General features: G+C 73.3%; 21 protein-coding genes, 1 pseudogene and 1 riboswitch. Of the genes and pseudogenes, 6 read left to right on the top strand and 16 right to left on the bottom strand.

What is annotated here, in order from left to right:
* Window positions 1-13 precede the first annotated feature (13 nt).
* The 6 genes from OIE75_RS38230 to OIE75_RS38205 form a co-directional block, all read right to left on the bottom strand.
* Window positions 14-1,294: a TRAP transporter large permease subunit gene (locus OIE75_RS38230; protein ID WP_307016919.1), complete on the bottom strand. Its 1,281-nt coding sequence runs from the start codon at window positions 1,292-1,294 to the stop codon at window positions 14-16.
* Window positions 1,295-1,297: 3 nt separating this feature from the next.
* Window positions 1,298-1,912 carry a hypothetical protein gene (locus tag OIE75_RS38225; protein ID WP_329473655.1) on the bottom strand — a complete coding sequence of 205 codons (615 nt, stop codon included), beginning with the start codon at window positions 1,910-1,912 and terminating at the stop codon, window positions 1,298-1,300.
* Window positions 1,909-4,038, bottom strand: a complete 2,130-nt coding sequence (locus tag OIE75_RS38220; protein WP_329473654.1) for a hydantoinase/oxoprolinase family protein — start codon at window positions 4,036-4,038, stop codon at window positions 1,909-1,911. The genes OIE75_RS38225 and OIE75_RS38220 overlap by 4 nt, the downstream gene beginning before the upstream one ends.
* A 101-nt stretch (window positions 4,039-4,139) precedes the next feature.
* The gene (locus OIE75_RS38215) at window positions 4,140-5,738 is read right to left on the bottom strand and encodes an FAD-dependent oxidoreductase (protein ID WP_329473653.1); all 1,599 of its coding nucleotides are present in this window, start codon (window positions 5,736-5,738) and stop codon (window positions 4,140-4,142) included.
* Window positions 5,739-5,787: 49 nt separating this feature from the next.
* On the bottom strand, window positions 5,788-6,897 hold the full coding sequence (locus OIE75_RS38210; RefSeq protein WP_329473652.1) for a LacI family DNA-binding transcriptional regulator: 1,110 nt from the start codon (window positions 6,895-6,897) through the stop codon (window positions 5,788-5,790).
* Window positions 6,898-7,066: 169 nt separating this feature from the next.
* A complete protein-coding gene (locus OIE75_RS38205) occupies window positions 7,067-7,579 on the bottom strand; it encodes a GNAT family N-acetyltransferase (protein WP_329473651.1) in 513 nt (170 codons plus the stop codon).
* A 306-nt stretch (window positions 7,580-7,885) separates the two neighbouring features.
* Between OIE75_RS38205 and OIE75_RS38200 the strand changes: the two genes are divergently transcribed.
* From OIE75_RS38200 to OIE75_RS38190, 3 genes are all read left to right on the top strand, one after another.
* Window positions 7,886-8,470: a sigma-70 family RNA polymerase sigma factor gene (locus OIE75_RS38200; protein ID WP_329473650.1), complete on the top strand. Its 585-nt coding sequence runs from the start codon at window positions 7,886-7,888 to the stop codon at window positions 8,468-8,470.
* On the top strand, window positions 8,470-9,222 hold the full coding sequence (locus tag OIE75_RS38195; RefSeq protein ID WP_329473649.1) for an anti-sigma factor: 753 nt from the start codon (window positions 8,470-8,472) through the stop codon (window positions 9,220-9,222). Before OIE75_RS38200 ends, OIE75_RS38195 begins: the two co-directional genes overlap by 1 nt.
* Before the next feature lie 101 nt (window positions 9,223-9,323).
* The gene (locus tag OIE75_RS38190; protein ID WP_443078429.1) at window positions 9,324-9,770 is read left to right on the top strand and encodes an alpha/beta family hydrolase; all 447 of its coding nucleotides are present in this window, start codon (window positions 9,324-9,326) and stop codon (window positions 9,768-9,770) included.
* Between the two features lie 74 nt (window positions 9,771-9,844).
* On the opposite strand, the gene OIE75_RS38185 is transcribed toward OIE75_RS38190, so the two are convergent.
* From OIE75_RS38185 to OIE75_RS38170, 4 genes are all read right to left on the bottom strand, one after another.
* A complete protein-coding gene (locus tag OIE75_RS38185; protein ID WP_329473648.1) occupies window positions 9,845-10,618 on the bottom strand; it encodes an ABC transporter ATP-binding protein in 774 nt (257 codons plus the stop codon).
* A complete protein-coding gene (locus OIE75_RS38180; protein WP_443078428.1) occupies window positions 10,615-11,688 on the bottom strand; it encodes a FecCD family ABC transporter permease in 1,074 nt (357 codons plus the stop codon). Before OIE75_RS38180 ends, OIE75_RS38185 begins: the two co-directional genes overlap by 4 nt.
* Before the next feature lie 53 nt (window positions 11,689-11,741).
* A complete protein-coding gene (locus OIE75_RS38175; RefSeq protein WP_443078476.1) occupies window positions 11,742-12,758 on the bottom strand; it encodes an ABC transporter substrate-binding protein in 1,017 nt (338 codons plus the stop codon).
* A 139-nt stretch (window positions 12,759-12,897) separates the two neighbouring features.
* Window positions 12,898-13,083, bottom strand: a riboswitch (cobalamin riboswitch).
* Window positions 13,084-13,152: 69 nt separating this feature from the next.
* Window positions 13,153-13,812 (bottom strand): fasciclin domain-containing protein, encoded by a 660-nt coding sequence (locus tag OIE75_RS38170; RefSeq protein WP_329473647.1) that lies wholly within the window; start codon window positions 13,810-13,812, stop codon window positions 13,153-13,155.
* Between the two features lie 375 nt (window positions 13,813-14,187).
* On the opposite strand from OIE75_RS38170, the pseudogene OIE75_RS38165 reads away from it, so the two are divergent.
* Window positions 14,188-15,004 (top strand): annotated as a pseudogene (locus tag OIE75_RS38165) (IS5 family transposase).
* Between the two features lie 9 nt (window positions 15,005-15,013).
* Here the strand turns inward: OIE75_RS38165 and OIE75_RS38160 are convergent.
* Together OIE75_RS38160 and OIE75_RS38155 are read right to left on the bottom strand one after the other, a co-directional pair.
* A complete protein-coding gene (locus tag OIE75_RS38160) occupies window positions 15,014-15,946 on the bottom strand; it encodes a M56 family metallopeptidase (RefSeq protein WP_307016909.1) in 933 nt (310 codons plus the stop codon).
* A gap of 7 nt (window positions 15,947-15,953) precedes the next feature.
* Window positions 15,954-16,337, bottom strand: a complete 384-nt coding sequence (locus tag OIE75_RS38155) for a BlaI/MecI/CopY family transcriptional regulator (protein WP_161327483.1) — start codon at window positions 16,335-16,337, stop codon at window positions 15,954-15,956.
* A gap of 117 nt (window positions 16,338-16,454) precedes the next feature.
* On the opposite strand from OIE75_RS38155, the gene OIE75_RS38150 reads away from it, so the two are divergent.
* Window positions 16,455-17,030 (top strand): TerD family protein, encoded by a 576-nt coding sequence (locus tag OIE75_RS38150; protein WP_329473646.1) that lies wholly within the window; start codon window positions 16,455-16,457, stop codon window positions 17,028-17,030.
* 16 nt (window positions 17,031-17,046) lie between these two features.
* Here OIE75_RS38150 and OIE75_RS38145 read toward each other — a convergent pair whose 3' ends face one another.
* The 4 genes from OIE75_RS38145 to OIE75_RS38130 form a co-directional block, all read right to left on the bottom strand.
* Complete coding sequence (locus tag OIE75_RS38145) at window positions 17,047-18,735, bottom strand: hypothetical protein (protein ID WP_329473645.1); 1,689 nt, start codon at window positions 18,733-18,735, stop codon at window positions 17,047-17,049.
* Window positions 18,736-18,864: 129 nt separating this feature from the next.
* Window positions 18,865-19,554 carry a lytic polysaccharide monooxygenase auxiliary activity family 9 protein gene (locus OIE75_RS38140; RefSeq protein WP_307016905.1) on the bottom strand — a complete coding sequence of 230 codons (690 nt, stop codon included), beginning with the start codon at window positions 19,552-19,554 and terminating at the stop codon, window positions 18,865-18,867.
* A gap of 193 nt (window positions 19,555-19,747) precedes the next feature.
* Complete coding sequence (locus OIE75_RS38135; protein ID WP_329473644.1) at window positions 19,748-21,910, bottom strand: DUF1996 domain-containing protein; 2,163 nt, start codon at window positions 21,908-21,910, stop codon at window positions 19,748-19,750.
* Between the two features lie 112 nt (window positions 21,911-22,022).
* A complete protein-coding gene (locus tag OIE75_RS38130; protein ID WP_329473643.1) occupies window positions 22,023-22,205 on the bottom strand; it encodes a hypothetical protein in 183 nt (60 codons plus the stop codon).
* 85 nt (window positions 22,206-22,290) lie between these two features.
* Here OIE75_RS38130 and OIE75_RS38125 point away from each other — a divergent pair, with 85 nt between their 5' ends.
* The gene (locus OIE75_RS38125; protein ID WP_329473642.1) at window positions 22,291-23,124 is read left to right on the top strand and encodes a DUF899 family protein; all 834 of its coding nucleotides are present in this window, start codon (window positions 22,291-22,293) and stop codon (window positions 23,122-23,124) included.
* Window positions 23,125-23,194 lie beyond the last annotated feature (70 nt).

Here is a 23,194-nt window from a genome sequence, read left to right as displayed (position 1 = left end):
GGAGAGGGAGGGGTCAGAGGTACAGGGCGGCGGTGACGCACATGCCGCCGAGGGCGACCAGCCACACGTAGGGCAGGGTGCGGACCATGACCTGCTGCGGGCTGACACCCGCGTACTGGGCGGCCCACACCGTCTGCGTGCTGGTCGGGTCGGCCACGCCGAAGACCTGGTTGTACGAGGTGGCCATGCCGAGGACGGCGACGGCCGGGTAGATGCCGGTGGCGATGAGGACGCCCGCGATGCCCGCGCCGAGACCGAACACGTTCAGCGGGCCGCGGTACAGGCAGAGCGGTACCAGCAGGGTGAAGACGAGGACGAACAGCACCGGGTTCTGCGGGCTGACCGCCTTCATCAGCGGCTCCAGCGCCTCGACGGCGCCGGGGAGTTTGACGGCGGCGAGCAGGATGCCGATCGCGACGAACAGGGCGAGCGGGGGCGCCGCCACCTCGAAGCCGCCGTACAGGGTGCGCAGCAGCCGCTTGTTCATCTCGCCGGGCCGGGTGGTGGTGACCAGCGCGTAGAGCACGCCCGCGAGCAGGGAGGGGATGATGGCCACTTCCAGGCCGAGGGCCAGCACCAGCGGGACGGCGGGGGCGAGCAGCGCGTACCAGGGCGCGTCGCCGAGGCGTTCGCGGCGCGACGGCGGCCGGGCGGTCACCGACTTCAGGGACCATGCGTGCTCGGTGCCGCGCCGCCGGTTCTCGATCACCACGTAGGCGACGGCGGCGACCAGCGCGAACGGGAACAGCTTCACCATGAAGCCGCGCACCGTGTCGACCGGCAGGTCCAGCGCGGTGGAGAAGAACTGCCAGACGGGCAGTTCGAAGGGCACCCCGACCGCGATGCCCATCAGCACGGTCCCCGCCGCCGTCACCTTCGGCACGCCGACGGCGACCATGGCGGGGATGCCGATGATGCCGGCCAGCATCGCCGCGGGCGCCGATCCGGTGACCGTGCCGACGAGCGCGGAGACGGCCAGGACGCCCAGGGCGACGACGGTGGGACGGTCGCCGCCGAACTCCACGATCTTGCGGACGAGGGTGCCGGCGATGCCGGTCTCGTCGAGCAGTCTGCCCAGCCAGGAGCCGAGGATGATGGCGACCATGGTGGCCGCGAGCGCCGGGGCGCCTTCCTGGAGGACCGTGTCCAGGACGCTGTCCTCACCGGTCAGGGGGGCGCCGGAGAGGAAGGCGATGACCACGGCCAGCAGGACCAGGGCGAAGGCGGTGGGGAGCTTGCGGGTGAGCATCGCGGCGACGCCGGCCGCCATGACGAGGAGGATGACGACACCCATGGGTCAGTTCTCTCTTCTTGCGTCACGTGCGAGTGAGGTGAGGTTTCCGGTCTCGGCCTCGGCGGCCAGCGCGGCGGTCAGCAGCAGGGGGCTGCGGCCGAGTCCGCAGACGGTGCGGGCGTAGGCGTGCGCGGCCACCTCCTCGGCGCCGGCGACGTGGCCGGGCACCCGCAGGCGGCCCAGGCGCAGGGCGTGGTGGCCGAGGGCGCGCTTCAGGTCGGCGCGGGCGGGACCGTGGTGGAGGTGGGCGTGCACCGCCTCGTGGGCGAGGGCGGCGGCCCGTACGGAGCCCGCCGGGTACCAGGCGCGCCAGCCGCGGGCGTCGACGACGCCTTCGGCGAGCGCGATGGTGTCGGTGTACAGCTCGACCGTGGGCGGTCTGGAGGTGTAGCGGGCCAGCAGGCCGTGTGCGAGGCCGCCGTCGCTCTCCACGACTCTCGCCGCGCACGGGACGGGCGCGAGGGCGGAGCCGAACGCGTCGGCGGTGCGGGCCCAGTGGCGCAGCAGCTCCGGGTCGCGGTGCTCGTGGGTGGGGGTGGCCGCCAGCAGCCGTACCGCCCACCCGATGTCGTCCGTGGCGGCGGGGTCCGCCGTCGCGAGGGCGTCCTGGACGGTCATTCCCGCACCTCCAGGACGGCGACGACGGGTTCGTCGGCGGCGCGGGAGCGCAGCTCGCTCCGGGCGAGGGCGAGCAGCGGCGCCGGGTCGAGGACGCCGGAGAGGTCGGCGATGCGGGAGCCGACCAGCAGGCGCACGGCGGGGGCGCGGACGCCTCCGTCGCCGTAGGAGGTGGCCTCGGTCACCAGCTTGGCCAGCACCTCGGGGGCGCTCGCGACGGTGGTCGCCTCGACCCGGGCGTCGGCCGCGTGGTGGCGCACGACGCCGTCGGCGTCCACGACCCGCACCGGGTGGCGGACGGGGCGGAAGCGGCGGTGCACCTCGGTGCCGTAGACGGTGTGCGCGGGGGTACCCGCGAGCACGTCCACCTTGGACGGCTCGGTCCTGAGGCTGGTGGCGGCCAGGCGCAGCCGTTCCCCGTCGTCGGCGCGGTGGGCCCGGTCCTGGGTGCGCAGTTCGGTCGCGCCGGTGGCGATGGCGCGTACGACGTTGGTCTGCGGGTCGACGGTGACCTCGACCTCGACGCCGTCGGCGGCGGCGCCCTGTTCGACCACGGCACGTTCGGCCTCGGCGCGGACGGCGAGGATCTGCTCCTGGGTCGCGCCGGGCACGATCCGCTCGACCTGTTCGCGGACCAGGGCGAGGGCGACGCCGATGGGGCTGATGACCTCGTTGTTCCGGGCGATGCGGCCGGTCATGCCGGTGCGGTCGGCCAGGTGCGGGGTGACGGAGGCCGCGCCGCCGCCTCCCCCGACCAGGACGGCGGTGTCGGTGTCGAGGCGGTACTCGCGGACCAGGTCGTCCACGACGGCCTTCACCTGGTCGGTGCCGGCGTCCAGGAGCCGGGCGGCGGCGGTGGGCACGTCGGTGCCGAGGGCGGCGGCGAGCGGGGCCAGCGCGGCACGGGCGGTGCCGGGGTCGGCGTGCGCGAAGTCGCCCTCGGGGACCCGGCCGAGCGCGTTGGCGGCGCAGGTCATGGTGAGCGCGAACCGGCCGCCCGCGGCGTCGAGCACCGCGTAGTCGGCGGGGTCGCCGGGCAGCGGGCTGACCGTGGTGAGCGTCGCGTCCCGCAGGTCGGCCGGGTCGGCGAAGCAGGCGTACGGCAGGCCCGCGATGTGCGCGCTGCGCGGTCCGGTGCCGGTGACGCGGCCGCCGGAGACGCGCACCATGGAGCCGCCGCCGACGCCGACCGTGCGCACGTCGAGGGCGTTGAGGTACGAGGTGCGGCCGAGGATGGTGGCGTGGCGGACCGCGACCTTGCCGCGCTTGACGACGCTGATGTCGGTGGAGGTGCCGCCCGTCTCCAGGAACACGCCCTCGCTGACGCGCTCCTGCATCAGTGCCCCGGCCACCCCGGCCGCGGGACCCGACAGCACGGTCAGCAGGGGCCTGCGGCGCATCTCGTCGAGGGACATCACTCCCCCGTCGCAGCGCATCACCATCAGCGGCGCGGTGACGCCCGCCTTGGTGATGGAGGCGTCGACGAGGTCGGCGGTGGCCAGCATGCGCGGCAGGATCGCCGCGTTGACCACGGCGGTGCGGGTGCGCTTGCGCAGTCCGTACAGCGAGGTGATCTCGTGGGCCGCGGTGGTCGGAAGTCCGGTCGCGCGGGCCGCCTCGGCGACCGCGGTCTCGCCCTCGGGCCGGTCGACGCCGAACGGTTCGCTGGCCACGAGCGCCTCCGCGCCTGCCGCGGTGAGCCGTTCGACGGCGGTCCGTACGGCGGTCGCGTCGTCGGGGTCGGGCACGTGCGCGTAGTGCAGCGGCAGCCGTTTGCCGGGGGTGAGTTCGAGCTTGGCGAGCGAGGCCAGGCGGCGGGTGAAGTACGTCCCGCCGCCGGTGCCGATGCCGAGCAGGCCGACGGTGGCGACGTCGCCCTCCAGCAGGGCGTTGGTAGCCTGGGTCGTGCCGTGTGCCAGGAAGGCGACGTCGGCGGGTGCGTGTCCGGTCTGCGTCAACAGCCGGTCGAGCGCTTCGACGATGCCGTGAGCGACGCCGTCCTCGTGATGGTGGCTCGTGGGGACCTTCACCTGGCCCACGAGCCGGAGCGTCGTGGCGTCGACCGCCACGGCGTCGGTGAAGGTTCCGCCCACGTCGATGCCGACGCGGATGCGGTGGGTGGTCATGTCCGGGCACCTCCTTGTGCTGGGTCGGTCCGCACGCGGGCGGTCACCGGGCGGGGCAGGTGGAGCTGCCCCGCCCGAACTCGCCCCGCGCGCGGGGTCGTTCAGTAGCCCCTGACGTCGGGCCAGTGACGCTGCACGCCGCCGCGGTCGAGGACCTTGGCGAACTCGTCGTACCTCTTGTCCTCGGCCTGCACCTGGTGCGGCTCGACGTTCTCGGTGAGGCAGTGGGCGGCGAGGGCTCCGGCGACCTCGCCGATGTTCCACTCCACCGGGTGCAGCCGGTAGCAGCCGTTGGTGATGTGCGTGGTGCCGAGGTTCTTGCCGGCCGGCAGCAGGTTGCGCACCCGGCGCGGCACCAGCGCCCCGAGCGGGATCTCGAAGGGCACGGAGCCGATGTCGACGTAGTTGTCACCGCCGGTGGACGGGTGCAGGTCGATGCGGTAGTTGCCGACGCCCACGGAGTCCCGGTGGCGGGTACCGCCGTAGGGGCCGACCAGGTCGATGGCGACGTCGTGTTCGGTGACGGTGGTGACCGCCTTGATCCGGCGGGACTCGCGGACGTACGCCGCCTTGGCGAGCCCGTCGGGGGTGCCGGTCACGTCGGGTCGCGGACGCAGCCCGGGGAATCCGGTGCCGCCGTCGGGGCGGGGCGCCTCGGTCTGGAGCCAGTACAGCACCGAGAGGGACAACTGCCGTGCCTCGCGCAGGGCTTCGGCCTCCTGGCCGATGTAGGGCTTCAGCCAGTAGTCGTTGAGCGGCCAGTTGACGAGGGTGATGTCGGAGTCGAAGGCGCCGTCGGTGTGCAGCCTGCGGGCGAGGATGCGGCGGAAGCCCCACAGCTCCTTGTCGCCCGCGTCGGCGCTCTGGTCGGCGCTGACGGCCAGCGGGTCGAGATCGGGGTTGGGCTCGAAGGTGCGCGGCACCGGTTCCAGGGTGCGCGGGTCGGGGGCCTCGAAGCCGAGCAGCGGGCCGGGCCAGAAGTCGGGCCGGTAGGAGCGCCAGAAGTCGTAGTCTGCGGGGCGGTCGACGGTGTGGTCCTCGCCCTCGTGGTGGGAGAGGGCGAAGCAGACGGTGATGCCCTGCTGGTTGTCCGGCTGGGCGTGCACGGGGGCGTGGGGTTCGTCGAACTCGGCCCTGGACTCGGCCCCGTTCGCGTGCTCGACGCCCGCGAGGTGGAGGAGTTCGCCGGTCTCGGTGGCGTCCAGGACGTAGCGGGCGGGGACGGTGCGGCGGGTGCCGTCGCGCAGGTCCTCCAGGGTGACGGCGCGCACGACATCGTTGTCCGACGCGGCGGCCACGGGGCGGTGTTCGGTGAGGACGGTGAGGCGTCCGGCCGCCAGGTGCGGGGCGAGCATGCCCTCCAGGACGGCGAGGGCGGCCTTCGGCTCGTGGCACAGCTTGCTGACCCGCCCGGCGCCCGGGTTGAGGTCGGTGAGCGCCAGGGCCTCGGCGCGCAGGGGGTACCACTGGCGGTAGTACTGGCGGATGCCCTCGCGCAGTCGACGGTAGGTGGCGGTGGTGCCGAACTGCTCGACCCACGGGTGTTCGTCCGGCGGGACGGCCTGGCTGGTGAGCTGGCCGCCGATCCAGTCCGTCTCCTCGGTCAGGACGACGCTGCGGCCGGCCCGGCAGGCGGCGAGGGCCGCGGCGACGCCGCCGAGGCCGCCGCCGACGACGAGGATGTCGGGTTCCGGTATCACGCTGCTCCTCTGGTGGTGCGGTTCGTGCAGGGGATGGGGTGAAGGGCAATCAGGGACCAGCCGGTGGGCCGGCGGTGGTGCCCGGCCGGAAGGCGCAGGCGACGAGCGTGCCCCTGGCGGGTTCGCCCGCGACGCGGGCGGCGAGCAGCCGCACCGCCTCGGCGCCCAGCGTGGGGCGGGGGATGTCGAAGCCCATGGGGGCCGGTTCGTCGGCGAGGTCGGCGGGCGGGCTGCCGAGCAGTGCCAGCGACACCCGGCCGGGGCAGTCCAGGCCGGCCGCGTCGACGGCCGTGCGCAGCGCCCGCCAGGCGGTGCCGGTGTCGGTCTCCTCGGCGACGAACGCGGTCACACCGTCGGCCAGCCAGGCGCGGACGCGGTCGGCGGTGAGGTCGCGGCGCAGGTCGCCGGAGCGGAACACGGCGTCGGGGCCGGCGGGCAGTCCGCTCAATGACAGGCCGTCCAGGAAGCCGCGTTCGCGGTCACTGGAGGCGGGCGCCTCGTCGTCCTCGCGGACCAGCATGACCCGCCGGTGGCCGAGTCCGGCGAGGGTGGTGACGACCTCGCGGCTCGCGCTGACGTAGTCGGCGCCGACCCAGGCGAGGCCCTCCGCGTCGTCGGGGCGGCCGACGTGGACGACCGGGAAGTCGTCGGCCACCAGCCGGCGCAGTTCGTCCGCGGGGGCGTGGCGGCCCAGGAAGAGACAACCGTCCGCCAGCCGCACCCGGTTGAGCGCGCCGGCGCCGGAGGCGCCCGCTCCCCCGCTGCTGGAGCCGGTGAACAGCACCAGGTCGTAGCCCTGCGCCGCGGCCTCCTGCTCGACGCCGACGAGGAAGGGGTAGTACGAGTGCCGGACGTCGGTCGGGAAGGTCGCGGTGAAGCTGAAGACGCCGAGCAGGTTGTTGCGGGCGGCGGCGAGGCGGCTGGCGGCCGGGTCGGGGACGTAGCCGAGGCTGCGGGCGGCGTCGAGGACCTTGCCGCGGGTCTCCGCCGAGATCGGCCGGCCGGTCGCGATGTCGCGTCCGGAGAGCACCAGGGACACCGTCGCCTGCGACACACCCGCGAGCCGGGCGACCTCCGCCTGCCTCGGCCGGCCCCGTCGGCCGGGCGGCGCGGGGGCCCGCCCCGGCTTCGCCCGCCCTGTGGCTTCCTTCGCCACCACTGCTCCCCTCGGTCGCGTTAATGCGCATTACCTAATGCGCATTAACCAGTAATGTGAAGGAGCCCGGGCACGGGGTCAAGGGTTTGGACCGAGGAAAATGCCGTGCGCCGGCGGGAGGGAGTCCCGCCGGCACACGGTGTGTCGGATCAGTGCCGGATGGGTCGCGGGATCAGATACCGAAGGGCGCCGCGTACCGGACGGTCCCGGCGGGCAGCGGGTGGGCGGCGTCCAGCGTGAGGGCCATGAGGGCCTCGTCCGGGACGTCGATGGTCAGGCCGATGCCGTGGGCCGAGGCCCGGGTGAAGCCGAACCGGGGGTAGTACTCGGGGTGCCCGAGGACGACGACATGGTGCTCGCCGAGCCGCTCGGCCGCCGCCAGCGCGGCTCGGACGGCGGCCGCACCGGCGCCGCTCCGCTGCGATCCGGGCCGGACGGCGACGGGTGCCAGGCAGAGCGCCGGGTGCTCCCCGATGTGGCAGCGGGTCAGCAGAGCGTGGCCCACGGGGCGGTCGGCGTCGTCGACCGCGACCACGGACAGGCCCTCGATCCAGGCCCCGGGGTCGGCGCGCAGCGCGTCGACCAGGGCGGCCTCCTCCGGGGCGGGGAAGGCGGCGCGGACGATGTCGCGGACGACGGGGATGTCGGCGCCGGTCTCGGCGCGGGTGTGCCAGGTGTGAGGCATGACGGGACGGGGATCCGTTTCTGGTATCTGCGTTCGTGGGGTGCGGGGTCAGGCCGCCGCTCGGGACGCGAGGGAGATCCGGGCGCAGCGAAGGGCGGCGTCGAGCACGGTCATCAACCTCACCTCCCTTTCCTCCCGCTCCGTGGAGCCGATCGAACGCGAACGGGACCCAGTGTACCCGTGGGAGGGTGGGCGTCGGGCGAGGTCACCGCGTCCTTCGGCGGTCCGGCGACCAATCCGCCGGACGTCCGGCCCCGGATTACGCGGGGACATGCCCGCCCGTCGCGTTCTTTTGGAGAAACCGTCGTGAAGGAAGCCGTACACATCGGCAGAAATCCATCGTCACAGCCCGACCTGCAGCAGCTGATCCGTGAGGTGGCCCTCGGCGATCAGGAGGCCTTCGCCGCGGTGTACGACGCGATGGCGGGATCCGTGCTCGGGGTCGCCCGGGCGGTGCTGCGCGACCAGGCGCAGTCCGAGGAGGTCGCACAGGAGGTGCTGGTCGAGGTGTGGCGCACGGCGCCGCGCTACCGGCCAGAGCGGGGCACGGTGGTGAACTGGATCCTGACCCTGGCCCACCGGCGGGCGGTGGACCGGGTGCGGTCGGTGGAGGCCGCCGCGGCCCGCGACCACAGGGCCGCCCTGCTCGACCGTACGCCCGAGTTCGACGAGGTGACGGAACAGGTGGAGGCCCGGCTGGAGAGGGAGCAGGTGCGGCGCTGTCTGCGCACCCTGACCGAGATCCAGCGCCAGGGCGTCACGCTGGCCTACTACCGCGGCCTGACCTACCGGGAGGTGGCCGAGGCGCTCGCGCTGCCGCTGGGCACGGTCAAGACGCGGCTCCGTGACGGCCTCGTCCGACTCCGCGACTGCCTGGGGGTGAGTGCGTGATGCGCACCGAGGACCTGCACAGCCTGACGGGCGCCTACGCCCTGCACGCGCTGCCCGACGACGAGCGGGCCGCCTTCGAACGGCATCTGGCGCAGTGCGCCCCCTGTGAGCGGGAGACCGGTGAGTTCGCCGCCGCCACGGCCCGGCTGGGGCTGGCCGCGACGCTCGTGCCGGGCCCCGCGATGAGGGACCGGGTACTGCACCAAGTCGCGACCGTGCGCCAGGTCCCGCCGGGTGGCGGCACGGTCGGGAAGGCACGCCGCGTCGTACCCCGGGGGCGCGGTCTGGGCCGTTGGGCGCTGGCCGCCTGCCTGGCCGCCGCGGCGGGGCTGGGCGGCACGGCGGTGTGGCAGTACGAGCGGGCGCAGGACGCCGGGGAGCGGGCGGCACAGGCCGAGCAGCGGGCCGAGACCCTGGCCGGGGTACTGGCCGCGCCGGACGCCGAGTCGCGTACCGCCCGCCTGGCCGACGGGGCCACCGGGACCGTGGTGGTCTCCGGGGACCAGGACCGGGCCGTGTTCCTGGCCTCCGGCATGGCCGAGCCGCCGCGGGGCAAGGTGTACCAGCTCTGGTTCGACGACCACGGGGCGATGCGGTCGGCGGGCCTGATGGATCCGGGCCGGTCCAGTCAGGCGGTGCTGATGGAGGGAGCCGTCGACGGTGCGGGCGGCGTTGGCATCACCGTGGAACCGGCGGGCGGGTCGCCGCAGCCGACCTCCGACCCGGTCGCCCTGATGAGCATGCCGGCCTGATGAGCATGCCGGCCTGAACGGGGTGAGGGCCCGGGCGCGAGCCCTCACAGGGCGGTGACCGCGTCGCACGACCACACGGCGGAGACCACGGGCGTCATGAAGTGGGCGCGGAAGCAGGCCGGGAAGCCCTCGCGGTCGAGGAACTCGCCGAGGGTCAGCGCCTGGTCGGCGCGGTGGTCCTGCTGGGGCACTCCATGGGCGGCCGGGCCGCCCTGCGCGCCGCGGAGGCCGCCCAGGTACGGGGTGTGGCGGCCCTCGCCCCGTGGGTGCCGCCCGGCGAGCCGGTCGCCCAGCTGCGGGGCCGGCGGGTGCTCGTCCTGCACGGCAGCCGCGACCGCGTCACCGACCCGGCGGAATCCGCCAGGTACGTCTCCCGCGCCCGCACGGCGGGCGCCCGGGCCGACCTCCTCGTCGTGGCGGGCGGCGACCACGCCATGCTCCGCCACCACACCCACTGGCACCGCACGGCGACGACCGCGGTCACCGACCTGCTCACCCGGCTCGACCCGGACGACGCTCCGGGGCCGTCTCCGGCGGCCGGACGCTGAGCGTCGGACCCTCCCGCGGGGTGCCCCGCCGCGAAGCGCCGGGTGAGTCCGCGCGGGGACCGGCGGCGCGGCCGCTACCCCCTCAGCGTGCCCAGGAAGCGGACGTGCGGGCGGTCGTCGGGGCCGGTGCGGGTGACCTCGGCGTGGACGCCGTAGACCTCCGCGACCAGGGCGGCGGTCAGGACCTCCGCCGGTTCGCCGTGGGCCACGACACGCCCCTCGGACAGCACGACGAGGTGGTCGCAGTACATCGAGGCGAGGTTGAGGTCGTGCAGGGCGACGACGCTGGTGACGGGCAGGGCGACGACGAGGGCCAGCACGTCCAGCTGGTGCTGGATGTCGAGGTGGTTGGTGGGTTCGTCCAGCAGGAGTTCGCGTGGCTGCTGGGCCAGGGCGCGGGCGATCTGGACGCGTTGGCGTTCGCCGCCGGAGAGAGTGTGCCAGTGCCGGTCGGCCTGCCCGGTGAGACCGGTGCGCGCGAGGGCGTCCGCGACCACCTCCTCGTCGGCCGCCGACGCCGGTGTCCAGGCGCGGCGGTGCGGGATCCGGCCGAGCCGGACGACGTCGCGGACCGACACCTCCACCAGCGTGTCCGCCTGCTGTTCGACGACGGCCACACGCCGGGCGACGTCGCGGCGGCCCATCCGGTCCAGCGGGCGGCCGTCCAGGGTGACGACGCCGGAGGTGGGGGCGAGCACGCCGGCCAGCAGCCGCAACAGGGTGGACTTGCCCGACCCGTTGGGGCCGAGCAGGCCGGTCATGGCGCCGGGCCGGGGGCTGAGATCGACGCCGTCCAGGATCAGCCGCCCCCCGGCGGCGCGGGAGACCCGCTCGGCGCTCAGCGTCACCGTGCCCTCCGGGTGCGGTACAGGACGAGGACGAAGGCGGGTACGCCGATCAGCGAGGTCACCACGCCCACCGGGACCTCCTTGGGGGCGAGGACGGTTCGGGCCAGGGTGTCGGCCCACACCAGGAACACGGCCCCGGCGAGGGCGCAGACCGGCAGGAGGCGGGCGTGCCCGGGACCGGTGAACGCCCGCACGGCGTGCGGCAGCACCAGTCCGACGAAACCGATGGCACCGGCCGAGGCGACCAGGGCGGCGGTGAGCAGGGCGGTGGCGCACAGCAGGACCAGCCGGGTGCGGGCCACGTGGACGCCGAGGGTTGCCGCGGCGTCCTGGCCGAAGGCGAAGGCGTCCAGCGTCCTGCCGTGGCCGAGGCACACGGCGAGGACCAGCACCAGGACCGCCGTACCGGTCCACACGTCCGTCCAGCCGGCCCCGGCGAGCGAGCCGAGCAGCCAGAAGAGCACTCCGCGGGTGGTCTCGGAGTCGGCCGCGGTCATCACCACGAAGGAGGTGAGCGAGGAGAACAGCTGCATCGCCGCCACGCCCGCGAGGACCACCCGGTCCGGGGTGCCGCCGAGGCTGTGGCTGAGCACCATCACCAACGCGAAGGAGCACACGGCGCCGAGGAACGCCCCGCCGGGGACGGACAGCGCGCCGCCGCCCACGCCGAGCACGACGACCAGGACGGCGCCGGTCGAGGCACCGGAGGAGACGCCGAGCACGAAGGGGTCGGCGAGCGGGTTGCGCAGCAGGGACTGGAGGACGGCGCCGCACACGGCGAGTCCGGCGCCGCACACCGCGGCGAGCAGGGTCCGGGGCAGCCGCAGGTCCCAGACGATGCCGTCGCGGATGGGGGTGACGTCGGCGGCGGGGCCTGCGCCGAGATGGGCGACGATCACGGACCACACGTCGGCCACGCCGATGTCCGCCGGTCCGATGGTGACGGCGACGGCCACGGAGGCGCACAGGGCGACGACGCCGGTCAGCGCCCACAGGGGGTAGGCACGGCGGCCGGCCGTGCGTATGCCCGAGGCCGGCCGCTCCCCGGACGCGGCCCGGTCCTCGGACACGGCCCGGTCCTCGGATGCGGCCCGGTCCTCGGATGGCGCCCGGCTCGCGGACGTCACTGGGTGAGGCCGAACTCGCGCAGCGCGGCCGCCACCTGTTCGACGCCCTCGACGGTGCGGATGGTGGGGTTCATGGCCTGTCCGCTGAGCAGGACGTACCGCTTCTCGCGGACGGCCGTCATGTTCCGGGTGACGGGGTCGGACTCCAGGAACTCGATCTTCTTCGCGGCGGTCTCGGCCGTCTGCGACCTGCGGGTGAGGTCGCCGAGGACGAGCACGTCGGGGTCCCGGTCGGCGACGGTCTCCCAGCCGACCTGCGGCCATTCGTCGTGGGTGTCGTCCATGGCGTTCCTGGCCCCGACCGCGCGGGTCATCACGCCGGGGGCGCCGCAGCAGCCGCCCATGTAGGGCGACGTGGAGTTGGCGAACCAGTACATGAGGGTGACGTCGGAGGCGTCGACGCCGGACGTCGCCTTCTTCACCCGGGACTTCAGGTCGGCGACCAGCTTCTCGCCGCGTTCCTCGACGTCGAACAGCCGGGCCAGGTCGCGGACCTCGCGGTAGACGGTGTCCATGGTGAAGGGCTCGCTGCGGACGCCGTCGCCGTCGCCGCTGTTGTCCTTGCCGACGCAGTCGGACGGGGAGAGGTAGGCCGGCACGCCGAGTTCGCCGAACTGCTCGGGGGCGGCCACTCCCCCGGTGCCGAGGGTGGAGGCGAAGGAGGCGGCCACGAAGTCGGGTTCGGCGTCCAGGACCGTCTCGAAGGACGGCATGTCGTCGGCGAGCCGGGGCACGCCTTCGTTCGCCTTCTCCAGCCCCTTCATGACCGGGTCGGTCCACGTGGCGGTGCCCGCCATGCGGTCGGCCAGGCCGAGGGAGAGCAGGATCTCGGTGGTGCCCTGGTTGAGGGAGACCGCTCGCCGCGGAGGCGCGGCGACCTCGACCTCGCGGCCGCAGTCACGGACGGTGCGCGGGTAGCCGGCCGCCGGGTCCGGCGCGGCGGAGTCGCCGCCGGTGTCCGTCCCGGAACCGCAGCCGGTGGCCAGCAGGGCACCGGCCAGGAGCGGCACCAGGCCGCGGACGGCGCGGCGGGAGGTGGGGAGGCGTCGGAAGCCGACGGGGCGCGCTGCGCGCGAGGAGGCGGGCAAGGGGGATCCTCTGGCGTCGAGGGCTCGTACGCGAAGCCCGTTCGTACGGTGTGTCCCCGCGCCGTACGCGGCGCGGGTGCCAGCAGGTCTTCGGACTCGGGATCGACCGGGCGGGACGCCTTCCCGGGCGGCCTCCGCCGTCCAGTGGCCCGTGTCCCGCCCGTCACCCTCACCGCTGCGCGTCAGCTCCGGATTCGCACCGGATTCCCTGACCCACCAGGTGGGTTCGACTGGCTTCCGCAAGCTACCACAGGGCCCTCGCGCCGCCTGGGGCGGGCGGCTGCCTCACCCGCCCCCGGCGCCGACGCGCCCGACCGCGTCAGCTCTTGGGCATCAGGACGCTGTCGATGATGTAGACGTTGGCGTTGGCGGTCTTGACGTTGCCGCAGACCACGTTGGCGGAGTCGTTGACCTTGTAGACCTCGTCCGAGCCGGAGGTGGTGAGCTTGGACTTCTGCAGGGTGTCGAACGAGCCGTTCTCCAGGTCCTTGGGGGCGAGCTTCTGGCCCACGACGTGGTAGGTCAGGATGTCGGTGAGCATCGCCTTGTCGTTGAGGACCTTGTCCAGGTCGGCCTTCGGAATCTTGGCGAAGGCGTCGTTGGTCGGCGCGAACACCGTGATGTTCTCGGCGTTGTTGAGGGTGTCGACCAGACCCGCCTTCTTCACCGCCGACACCAGCGTGGACAGGGCCGGGTTGTTCGAGGCGGCGGTGGCGACCGGGTCCTTCGCCATGCCGTCGAACGAACCGGCGCCCTCCTTGGGCACGGTGGAGCAGGCCGGGCCGAACGGCTCGTCGGCGCCGGACATGCCCCCCGAGGTGTCCTCGGACTGCTCGTCGGTGGCCGCGGGGGCCGAGGACTCGGCCTGCGCGGAGTCCGAGGAGCCGCTGTCGCCGTCGTCGGAACAGGCGGCCAGCGACAGGGGCAGGACGGCGGCCGCGACGACGGCGACGGCGGAACGACGGATACGGGCGTTCATGGATATCTCCCTGCAAATCGGCAGCACTGAGGCAGCGCTGATGTAGTGATGTGGAGCTCGGTGCGCGTCGAGGTGGAGCGGTGGTCCGCTCGGTGAGCTGTCCGCCCGGCGAGCGGTTCCTATACGTGTGGGGGCCGAGCCGCCCTGCGTAACGCAGGCAGGGAGCGCAGGCGGGCGGTCCGCTGTCGGTGTGGTCCCGGTTCTTCCCTCACACGGGGAATCCGGAGCAGGGCGGCTTCCGGATTGGCCGATCACCCGATCGAGTGGGGAAGTTTCTCGGGCATCTCTGTGACCGGCGGATTTTCCCCCAGGGTGCCGTCAACATGACGGGGACTCAGACCGTGTCCTACGTGGTGATCGCTCGTTGGGCTGTCTATGGGGCGGGGTACGTGGAGTTGGATTGTTCCGGACGGGCTGTGGGAGATCGCCGAGCCGCTGATCCCGCCGTCGAAGGTGCGACCGCAGGGTGGCGGAACGCAGGACACACCTGATGAGACGCTGTTCGCGGCGATCATCTACGTGCTGGTCAGCGGTTGCGCCTGGCGGGCTCTGCCGCCGTGCTTCGGGATATCGAAGTCGACTGCGCACCGCCGGTTCCTGATCTGGTCCAGAGCCGGTGTCTGGGGCCGTCTGCACGAGGCCGTGCTGCACCGGCTCGACGACGCCGGCCTGATCGACGTCACCCGCGTCGTACTCGACACCGCCCACGTCCGGGCCAAAAAGGGGGCGAACACACAGGTCCGAGCCCCGTGGACCGGGGCAAGCCGGGTTCCAAGATGCACATCCTGTCGGACGCGAACGGCCTGCCCCTCGTTGTCGGTGTCTCCGCCGGCAACACCCACGACAGCGAAGGACTGAAGCCGATGGTGGAGGGTCACCAAACGAGACACGCCCCCATCGCGACCGCCACTTCAAGCCCCAGCGCCTGCACGCCGACAAGGCGTACGACATCCCCCACCTGCGGAAATGGTTACGCGGCAAGCGCATTGGCGTCCGCATCGCCCGCAAGGGCATCGAGTCCAGCGAACGATTAGGACGCCGACGCTGGGTCATCGAGCGCACCATGTCGTGGCTGTCCGGCTACCGCAGACTCAGCCCGCGCTACGAGCGCGACCCCCGCAACTACCTGGCATTTCTCGGCCTAGCCGCCGCCCTCTGCTGCTACAAACGACTCATCCGCCTCACCACGTAGGACACGGTCTCAGAGCGGGGTGGCGGCCCGCAGGATGAGGAACATGGTGACGGCGGAGTTCGCCGACGACATCGCCGACACGGCCGTTCCGGCGGCCGCGGCCCACGCGGCCAGTCCCACCGAGGTGAACAGTGAGGGCCAGGTGCGGACGGCGGGCGCGGGACCCAGCAGGGCCGCCACGCGGCGCGGCACGGGTCCGGGCGCCGCGAGGCCGGCCAGGGTCGCGACCGGGGTGCCCCGGGACACGAGGGCCGCCTTGCCGATCGCGGTCGCCACGGTGCGACGGTCGCCGACCACCTTGGCGGCCGCCTCGTCGGCCCAGCGTTCGGCCGTGTAGGAGACGGCGGTGCGCAGGGGGCGCAGGAACGGGTTGGCCAGCGCGGCGAGCCGGACGGCCAGCAGGAAGCGGTGGTGGCGGGCGGCGAGGTGGGCCCGCTCGTGGGCGAACAGCGCGCGCCGCTCGGCCGGTTCGAGGCAGTCGAGCAGCGCGGTGGTGACCACCACCCGGTCCCGGCCTCCGCCGGGCAGCGCGTACGCGTAGGGCACGTCGTCCGGCAGTACGGCCACGCCGGTGCCCCGCAGTCCGGCGAGGGCGCGGTGGGCCCGGCGGCGCACCCGGCCGTGCCGCCACAGCGCCCGGACCGAGACCAGGAGTACGGCGCACAGTGCGGGAATCGCCGCCTTGCCGACGACCTCGTCGTAGGGCACCGCCGCCCGCACCTCGGGGTCCGACCAGCCGTCGGGCAGCGGGTTGCCGGGCAGTTGCGCGGTGCCGACCACCATCACTAGCGCCAGGCACACGGTGCTGCACAGCGCCATGACGGCGGCGACCGCGGTGAGCAGCCGGGTCGCGGTGCGCGGGTGCAGACGCTGCTCGGCCAGCCGGGCGACGGGCCATGCCGTCAGCGGCAGGACCAGTGGCAGGAAGACGAAGACCCCCATGGCGGTGTCAGCCGTCCTCCGCGCCGTGCGCGTGCCCGAGCAGGTCGCGCAGCAGCCGCTCGTCGTCCGGGTCGAGGCCGGTGACGAAGCTGGCCAGCACCGCCTCCCGGTCGCTCTCGGCGTCCAGGACCTTGCGCATCCTGCGCGCGGCCAGACCGGCCTGGTCCGCGGGTGTCCAGGCGAAGGACCGGCCCGCCCGCTCACGGCTGACGGCACCCTTCTCCAGGAGCCGGGTCAGGATCGTGATCACCGTGGTGTAGGCGAGGTCGCCGCCCAGGCGCTCCTGCACCCAGCCGGCCGTCGCGGGCCCCTCCGCCTCGCGCAGCGCCGTCAGCACCAGGGCCTCCAGCTCGCCCTGACCCCGCCGCCGCGACCGCCGGTGATCCGTCACGGGCCGCCTCCTTCCGCCGCTGTGGCTCTCTGCGACAGCCATCGTATAGAAACCCGATTTCTACAGTGTTGTAGATTAAACGGTGGACACGCAGTCGGCACGACGAAGGAGAACGCAGTGGGAGTTTCCCTGGCCAAGGGCGGCAACGTCTCGCTCAGCAAGGAGGCGCCCGGCCTGACCGCCGTCCTGGTCGGTCTGGGCTGGGACGTGCGCACCACGACCGGCACCGACTACGACCTCGACGCCTCGGCGCTGCTCCTGGACGCCTCCGGCAAGGTGCTCTCGGACGGGCACTTCGTCTTCTACAACAACCTCACCAGCCCGGACGGCTCGGTCGAGCACACCGGCGACAACCTGACCGGTGAGGGCGAGGGGGACGACGAGGCGGTCAAGGTGAACCTGGTCGCCGTCCCGGCGGAGGTGGACCGGATCGTCTTCCCCGTCTCCATCCACGACGCGGAGAACCGCGGCCAGAGCTTCGGCCAGGTCCGCAACGCCTTCATCCGGGTCGTCAACCAGGCGGGCGGCCAGGAGATCGCCCGCTACGACCTGTCCGAGGACGCGTCGACCGAGACCGCCATGGTCTTCGGCGAGCTGTACCGGCACGGCGCCGAGTGGAAGTTCCGTGCGGTCGGGCAGGGTTACGCCTCCGGCCTCGCCGGCATCGCCGCGGACTTCGGCGTCGACATCTGACCCGTTCCCGGCCCGGTCACCGGTCCGTGGCGCAGCAGCCGCCCGCCCCACCGGGGGCCGGCGCGGTGTCGAGGCGGCAGAAGCAGGACGCCGCGACCGGCACGTCCGCGAGGGCGGCGGCGAGCCTCAGCTGCTGCGCCACGATCCGCGCCTCCCCCGCCCGGTCGAGCCGCACCAGGCACTCGTGGAGGCCGTGCAGCGCCCAGACGTTGCCCGGGTGCTGGAGGGCGCGGGGCAGGGTGTCGTCCAGCCCCAGGTCGGCCCGGTAGACCGCCTCGGCCTCCGCGACCCGGTCCTGTTCCAGGAGCAGGGCGCCGTACGCGTGCCGGGTGGGCTGCATCCAGCCCCACGGCTCGTCGTAGGGGAGGCTGTCGTCCAGGCCGATCGAGCGTTCCAGGGCGGCGAAGGCGGCGGCGTGGTCGCCCTTGCGGTACTCCAGTTCGCCGTCGAGCATGGCGGAGGCGATGGCGAGGATGTCGGCGCAGGTGTTGTTGAACAGCATGCGGGAGTCCGGCACCCGGGCGACCGCGTCGCGGAACAGGACGCGTTCGGCCTCCGCCTCGGCGATCCGGCCGGTGGCCGAGAGGGCGACGCCGCGGGCGTAGTGCAGCATCGCGGTGGTCACGCGGTACAGCCCCGGATCGGCCGGCATCGGCAGGGCGAGGATGTCGGCCCAGCGGCCGAAGCGGATCAGGACATGTACCCGCATGGCCAGGAAGCCCTCCAGCCAGTCTGCCATGGGCGGGCTCTGCACGCGCAGCAGCTCCTCGGGGACGGACGCCTCCAGTCGGGCGGCGGTGTCGAGGGCGATGTCGTACCGGCCCAGGAACATCGCGCCGTAGATCCTGAAGTGGTAGTTGTGCGTCCGGTAGAGGGTGTAGAAGTTCATCGCCCCGGCCCGCGCGCGGTACTTCTCGTCGGCGGCGATGGCGGCGCTGTTGTCCGACACCACGCGCCGGTAGTCGCCGCACAGCACTTCGAGGTGGGACGGCATGTGCAGGAGGTGCCCCGCGTCGGGGACCAGGCCGCGCAGCCGGTCCGCGACGGTGAGGGCCGCCTCGGGGGTCGGTGACATCTCCATCAGGTGGACGTAGAGGTGCAGGACACCGGGGTGTTCGAGTCCCCCTTCGGCGGCCAGGGCCCGATCGAGGACCTCCTTCGCCGCCAGGGTGCGGGCCCCCTCGGCGGGCAGCCCCGTGCGCAGGTCCCACAGCTGCCACGGCGTCAGGTTCATCAGGGCGTCGGCGTAGAGGGTGGCCACGTCGAGGTCGTCCGGGGCGAGCTCGTGGACGGCGCGCATACTGTCGGCAAAGGGCGGGTTCCAGACCGAGCAGTCCTCGACGGCGCGCGGCTGCGGGTAGCGGGCGCGCAGGGCGCCGATGAGGGCGCGTTCGACGGGGGTGGCCCGGCCTGCCTTGGCGTGGGCGTGTTCGACCGCGGCGTGCGCGCGGTCGACGGTCCGGGTCAGTTCGTCGGCGTCGAATGCCTCCCAGGGCTTGTTGTAGTTGGGGCCGAGGGCGTAGGCGATGCCCCAGTGGGCCATCGCGCAGTCCGGGTCGGCCGCCAACGCCCTCTCGAAGCACGCGACGGCCTCCTCGTGGTGGAAGGCGTACGTCCACACCAGCCCGCGGTCGAACCAGCGCTGGGCCTCGGGCGACGAGGTGGTCACGGGTCGGCCGTGGACGCCGAGGTCGTAGTAGTCCATGTACGGACGTATACCGCACTCCGGGACGGCCGCGGAGTACTGCGCGGAAGGTCGTGGCGCGCGGTGTCCCCGCCGGACGCGGCGCGCGCCGCGTCCGGCGGGGGTGGGGGGGGACCGGCGGGGGCGTGATCAGCCGAAGTCCACGTCACTGCAGAGGAAGTACGTCTGGTCCATGTGCGACGCCTGCCAGATCGTGTAGACGACGTGCCGGCCGCTCAGGCCCGACGTACTCACCGGGATCTCGTAGTTCTGACTGGGCGCGTAGCTGCCCGTACGCGCCACCTGCTGGAGGTCGCCCCAGGTCAGGGCCTGGGTGGTGGGGTCGAAGCCCTGCCGGGTGACGTAGACCAGGAAGTAGTCGGCGCCGTGGCTGGCCTGGTCGTACAGCTTGACGGTGAAGTCGTCGGCGACGTCCGTGGTCCGCCACGCGCCCACGGTGTCCAGGGAGTCGTAGCGACCGCTCTCGGTCCGGCCCCCGCTGCACAGCTGACCGTCGGGCACGACGGCCTGGAAGTCACCGGCGGAGCCGTTGCGGTAGAGGCCGTTCCAGTTCCACATGGCGTTCGGGTCGTCCTGCCAGGCCTGCCAGCACATGGGGTCTTCCTGTGCCATGGCGGGGTTCTGGAAGTCGTCGCCCCAGCGGTCCCAGCAGCCGTAGTTGCGGGACGCGGGGTCGACGACCGAGCCGTGGGCGAAGGCGGTGCCGCTCCACGGGATCAGGGTGAGGAGGACCGCGGCCAGGGCGCTGAGGGCGAGGGTCGTCGTGCGGCGGACCCGCTTCACCGGATGCGCCGCATTGTCGTGATCATGACAAGTCATGGTGTCTTCTTCCGTGGGGGGACAGTGTCCAGGCGGGGAGGGGGCGCACGAGTGGGAGCGCTCCCAAAGCCTCGCGGAGTCCAGGCTGCGCCCGCGTGCACCCCTTGGCAACATCCGAAACGAGCCAGTTCGCGCGAGGGGCGGGCGGGAGAAGTCCCGCCCGCCCGTCGTCGTACCGGTGCCGGAGTCCGCGTCAGAGCGCGCGCCGCCTGGAACGGATCAACAGCACGCAGCCGCCCGCGAAGAGGACGCCGCCGACCGCGGCGGGCCACAGTCCGAGGCCGGAGCCGGTCTCGGCGAGTCCGCCCTGCGCCTGGGGCTGCGTGGCGGCGCCGCCGCCGTTGCCCTGTGTGGCCTCGGGGGCCGGCACGGCGCCGCCCGCCTCGTCCGGGGCGTCGGCCGGTGTCGTGGCGGCCTTGGGCGCGGCGCTCGGGGAGGCGTCGGCGTCCTGGCCGGCGGCCGGGGGCGCGGACTGCTCCGCTTCGTTCTGTCCCTCGTCCTGTCCGCCGTTCTGCCCCTGGTTCTGCTCCTTCTGCCCGTCGTCCCGGCCGTCGTCCTGCCCGGGGGCCTTGCCGTCGTTCCCGCCACCGTTCTGGTCGTCGCGGCCGTCCTGACCGTCCTGGCCGCCGTCCTGGCCGGATTCCGCGGGTGCCGAGGCCGTGGCGGTCTGCTCGGCCGGGGGCGCGGAGGGCTGCTCGCCGCCGTCGCCGCCGGGCTGCTCCTCGCCCTTGCCGTCGTCCGGTGCCTCGGAGGCGCCGGGGTCCTCCCCCTGGCCCGGACCGGAGCCCGGCGGGGGCGTGTCCGCACCGCACTCGCGGCCGGAGTTGATGCAGTCCGTCATCTCCCGCATCAGGCCCTCGTCGAAGACGTTGATGAAGTCGCTGTGATCGGTGACGGGCTTGTGCAGCTGCTCGGGGAAGGAGTCCACGGCGAACAACGGGACCGTCCGGCCGCCGTCCTGGAGGCTGGGCGCGTCCACGTCGTACACGACCCGCTGGACCAGCCGCGGAACGGCCTTGAAGCCCTCCGGGCAGCCGCCGTCGGCGGTGGCGAAGGCCATGTGGGTGCGGTGGTTGGCGCTGTCGATGTTGCGGCCGTCCCAGCAGCTCTGGAAGGTGAAGGTGCGCACCACGTCGCTGCCGGAGGGGCAGAGCGGGTACTTGTCCTTCAGCTGGCGGTCCTCGAAGCCGGTGCAGCTCCAGGAGGCGTTCGCGTTGGCGTTGCCGTTGACGAACGCCTTCGCGTCACCGGTGATGATGCGCAGCAGCCGCGGCATCTCGGCGACCTTGCCGCGCTCGTTGCCCTCGAAGGTGAGCGTGACCTCGGCCGGTGTGACGATCTCGCCGGCGTTGCCCTCGATGCCGCCGCCGGGTGACTGGGCGTCCTGTTCGGCGGTGCCGTTCTGGAGCCGGACCACGGGCCAGTAGTACGAGGACTTGTCGCCCGGGTCGGCGCAGCTGGTGTCGGCCGCCGCCAGGTCCTCGTCGCTGGAGAGGGCGTCGTTGTCCTGGTTGCCGACGTAGTCGTGGAAGTGGTGGGCGCCGTTGCTGACGCCGGGCGCGGCGATGAGGTTGTCCGAGTTGAACAGGCCCTCGGCGTTGACACCGCAGCTGGTGCTGAAGGAGCCGTTCGACGCGTTCTTCTGGCGGGGCGCCTTCACCACGTTCGGCTGGACGGACTTGATGTCGACGTAGTCGGCCGCCACCGGGCCGTTGCCCGCCTGGCCGCCGTTTCCGGCCGCGCCGCCGTCACCCTCGCCCTGCTGCTGTCCCTGCCCCTGCCCCTGTCCCTGTTCTTGGTCTTGTCCCTGGTCCTGCTGCTCCTGCTGGTCCGGGCTGCCGCTCTGCGCCGGCTCCGTCGCGACCTCGGTGCGGCGCAGCGTGCACTCCGCGAGCGTGTCCAGTCCCTCGGGGCGGTCCCCGGCCTTGGCGACGGCGGCGGCGATGCGCTCGATGGTCGCCGCCCGGTCCTCCTTCAAGGGGTCCAGGATGGCGGCCTCGTCGAGGGAGCCGTCGTCCGCGGTGCGGGCGGCTTCCTGGAGTTGGCGGTACGCGGTGGCGATCTGCTCGTCGAGCTGGGCCAGTTCGGTGTCGACCTCCTGCCTGGCAGGTTCCGGCACGGTGGTCAGCCGCTCGGTCAGGTCGGGGCAGTCGACGGTCGCCGCGACTCCGGAACTGCCCAGGGGAACGGCGGTGTTGCCGGATTCGGTCGCGGAGGCGAAGACGTTCACGGCCACCAGGCCGCCGCCCCCCAGTATCAGCGCGACCGCTCCGAAGGTCGCGCGCCGCGCCCCGGTCGGGCGTCTGCGCCTGTTGTGTCCCAAGGCGTGCTCCTGTGTCGTGACGGACTCGGGCATGGGATGCCCCCGGCTCCATACGGAGGAGCGGGCCGGAGCGTTCAGCCGTCCCCGGGATTCTCAGGAATCCCTCACCTCGTGGGCGCGCCTGGGCGGGGCCTCGACTCGTGCGTCACACATCCGGCAGCCGCGCGGCAGGGGACGCGAGGCCGTGGCGGCCGCTCCCTCCACGGGCGTCGACACCCTCACCGGTGAGGGGCTGGCGCAGGCTCTCGCGGGGGCGGGCGCGGGCGGGGGCGTGGGCGTCGACGTGCCGGCGGCCGCGCCCGGTGGTCCGATCGAGCGGCTTGGGCATCGGACGGCAGCGGCAGGAGGATGGAAAGGGCAGGGACAGCGAGGGACGAACGGAACGCCACCACGAGTGATCCCAGGAGCCGCTGATGTCCGAGAAGCCGAGCGAGACACATCCGCCGGTGGTCGACCGTGCGACCTTCGAGCAGCGCCTGGAGGGGTTGCGGTCCAGGGAGAAGGCCCACACCCGCGAAGGGGACGCGATCGCCGCCGCGCGCCGCAGGCTCCCGATGGTCGAGGTGGCCGCGGACAGCCCTCTGCTGGGACCTGACGGCCCCGTGACGCTCCTGGACGCGTTCGAGGGGCGACGCCAGATGATCGCCTACTACTTCATGTGGTGGCCCGGGCGGCCGGCTGCCGATCAGTGCGAAGGCTGCACCTGGGTGCTGAGCCACGTGGGTGAGCCGGCCTACCTCCACTCCCGCGACATCACCTTCGCCGTGTTCTCCCAGGGGCGGAACGTCGGTTACGGATTCGCGGACGCGCAGACGTCGTACGGGGAGAGCCTGCGCTACCGCGCCTTCATGGGCTGGACGATGCCGTGGTACTCCGCGCAGCCCTCGCTCGAAACGCTCCTGGTCGGCCGGGAGCCGGGCCTGTTCCACCTGGTGTGCTACCTGCGTGACGGCGACCGTGTCTTCGAGACGTACTGGACCAGACGCCGTGGGGCGGAGGCGGTGGACTACAGCTACGCGCTCATGGACCTCACGGCGTTCGGGCGTCAGGAGCCGTGGGAGGACTCCCCGGCGGGCCGGCCGCGCCTCGGACAGGCCACGCGGACTCTCAGCGGGGCCCCGGACTGGCGGCCGCTCCGGGACGGACAGGGTGGACGTCCCACAGCACACTGGCCACGCGTCGACGCCGGCCGCTCCGACGACCTGGGGGCCACCGGCACCAGCCGGCCGGCCGATTCCGAGCACTGAGCCGCGCTGCGGGGCGGGAAGTGCCGGGGCCGCCGCAGGGGGACGGTGCGATCGGGGCGCTGTTCGCCCT

Source organism: Streptomyces sp. NBC_01723, assembly GCF_036246005.1.
GTDB lineage: Bacteria > Actinomycetota > Actinomycetes > Streptomycetales > Streptomycetaceae > Streptomyces.
This window is presented reverse-complemented; position numbering and strand designations above follow the sequence as displayed.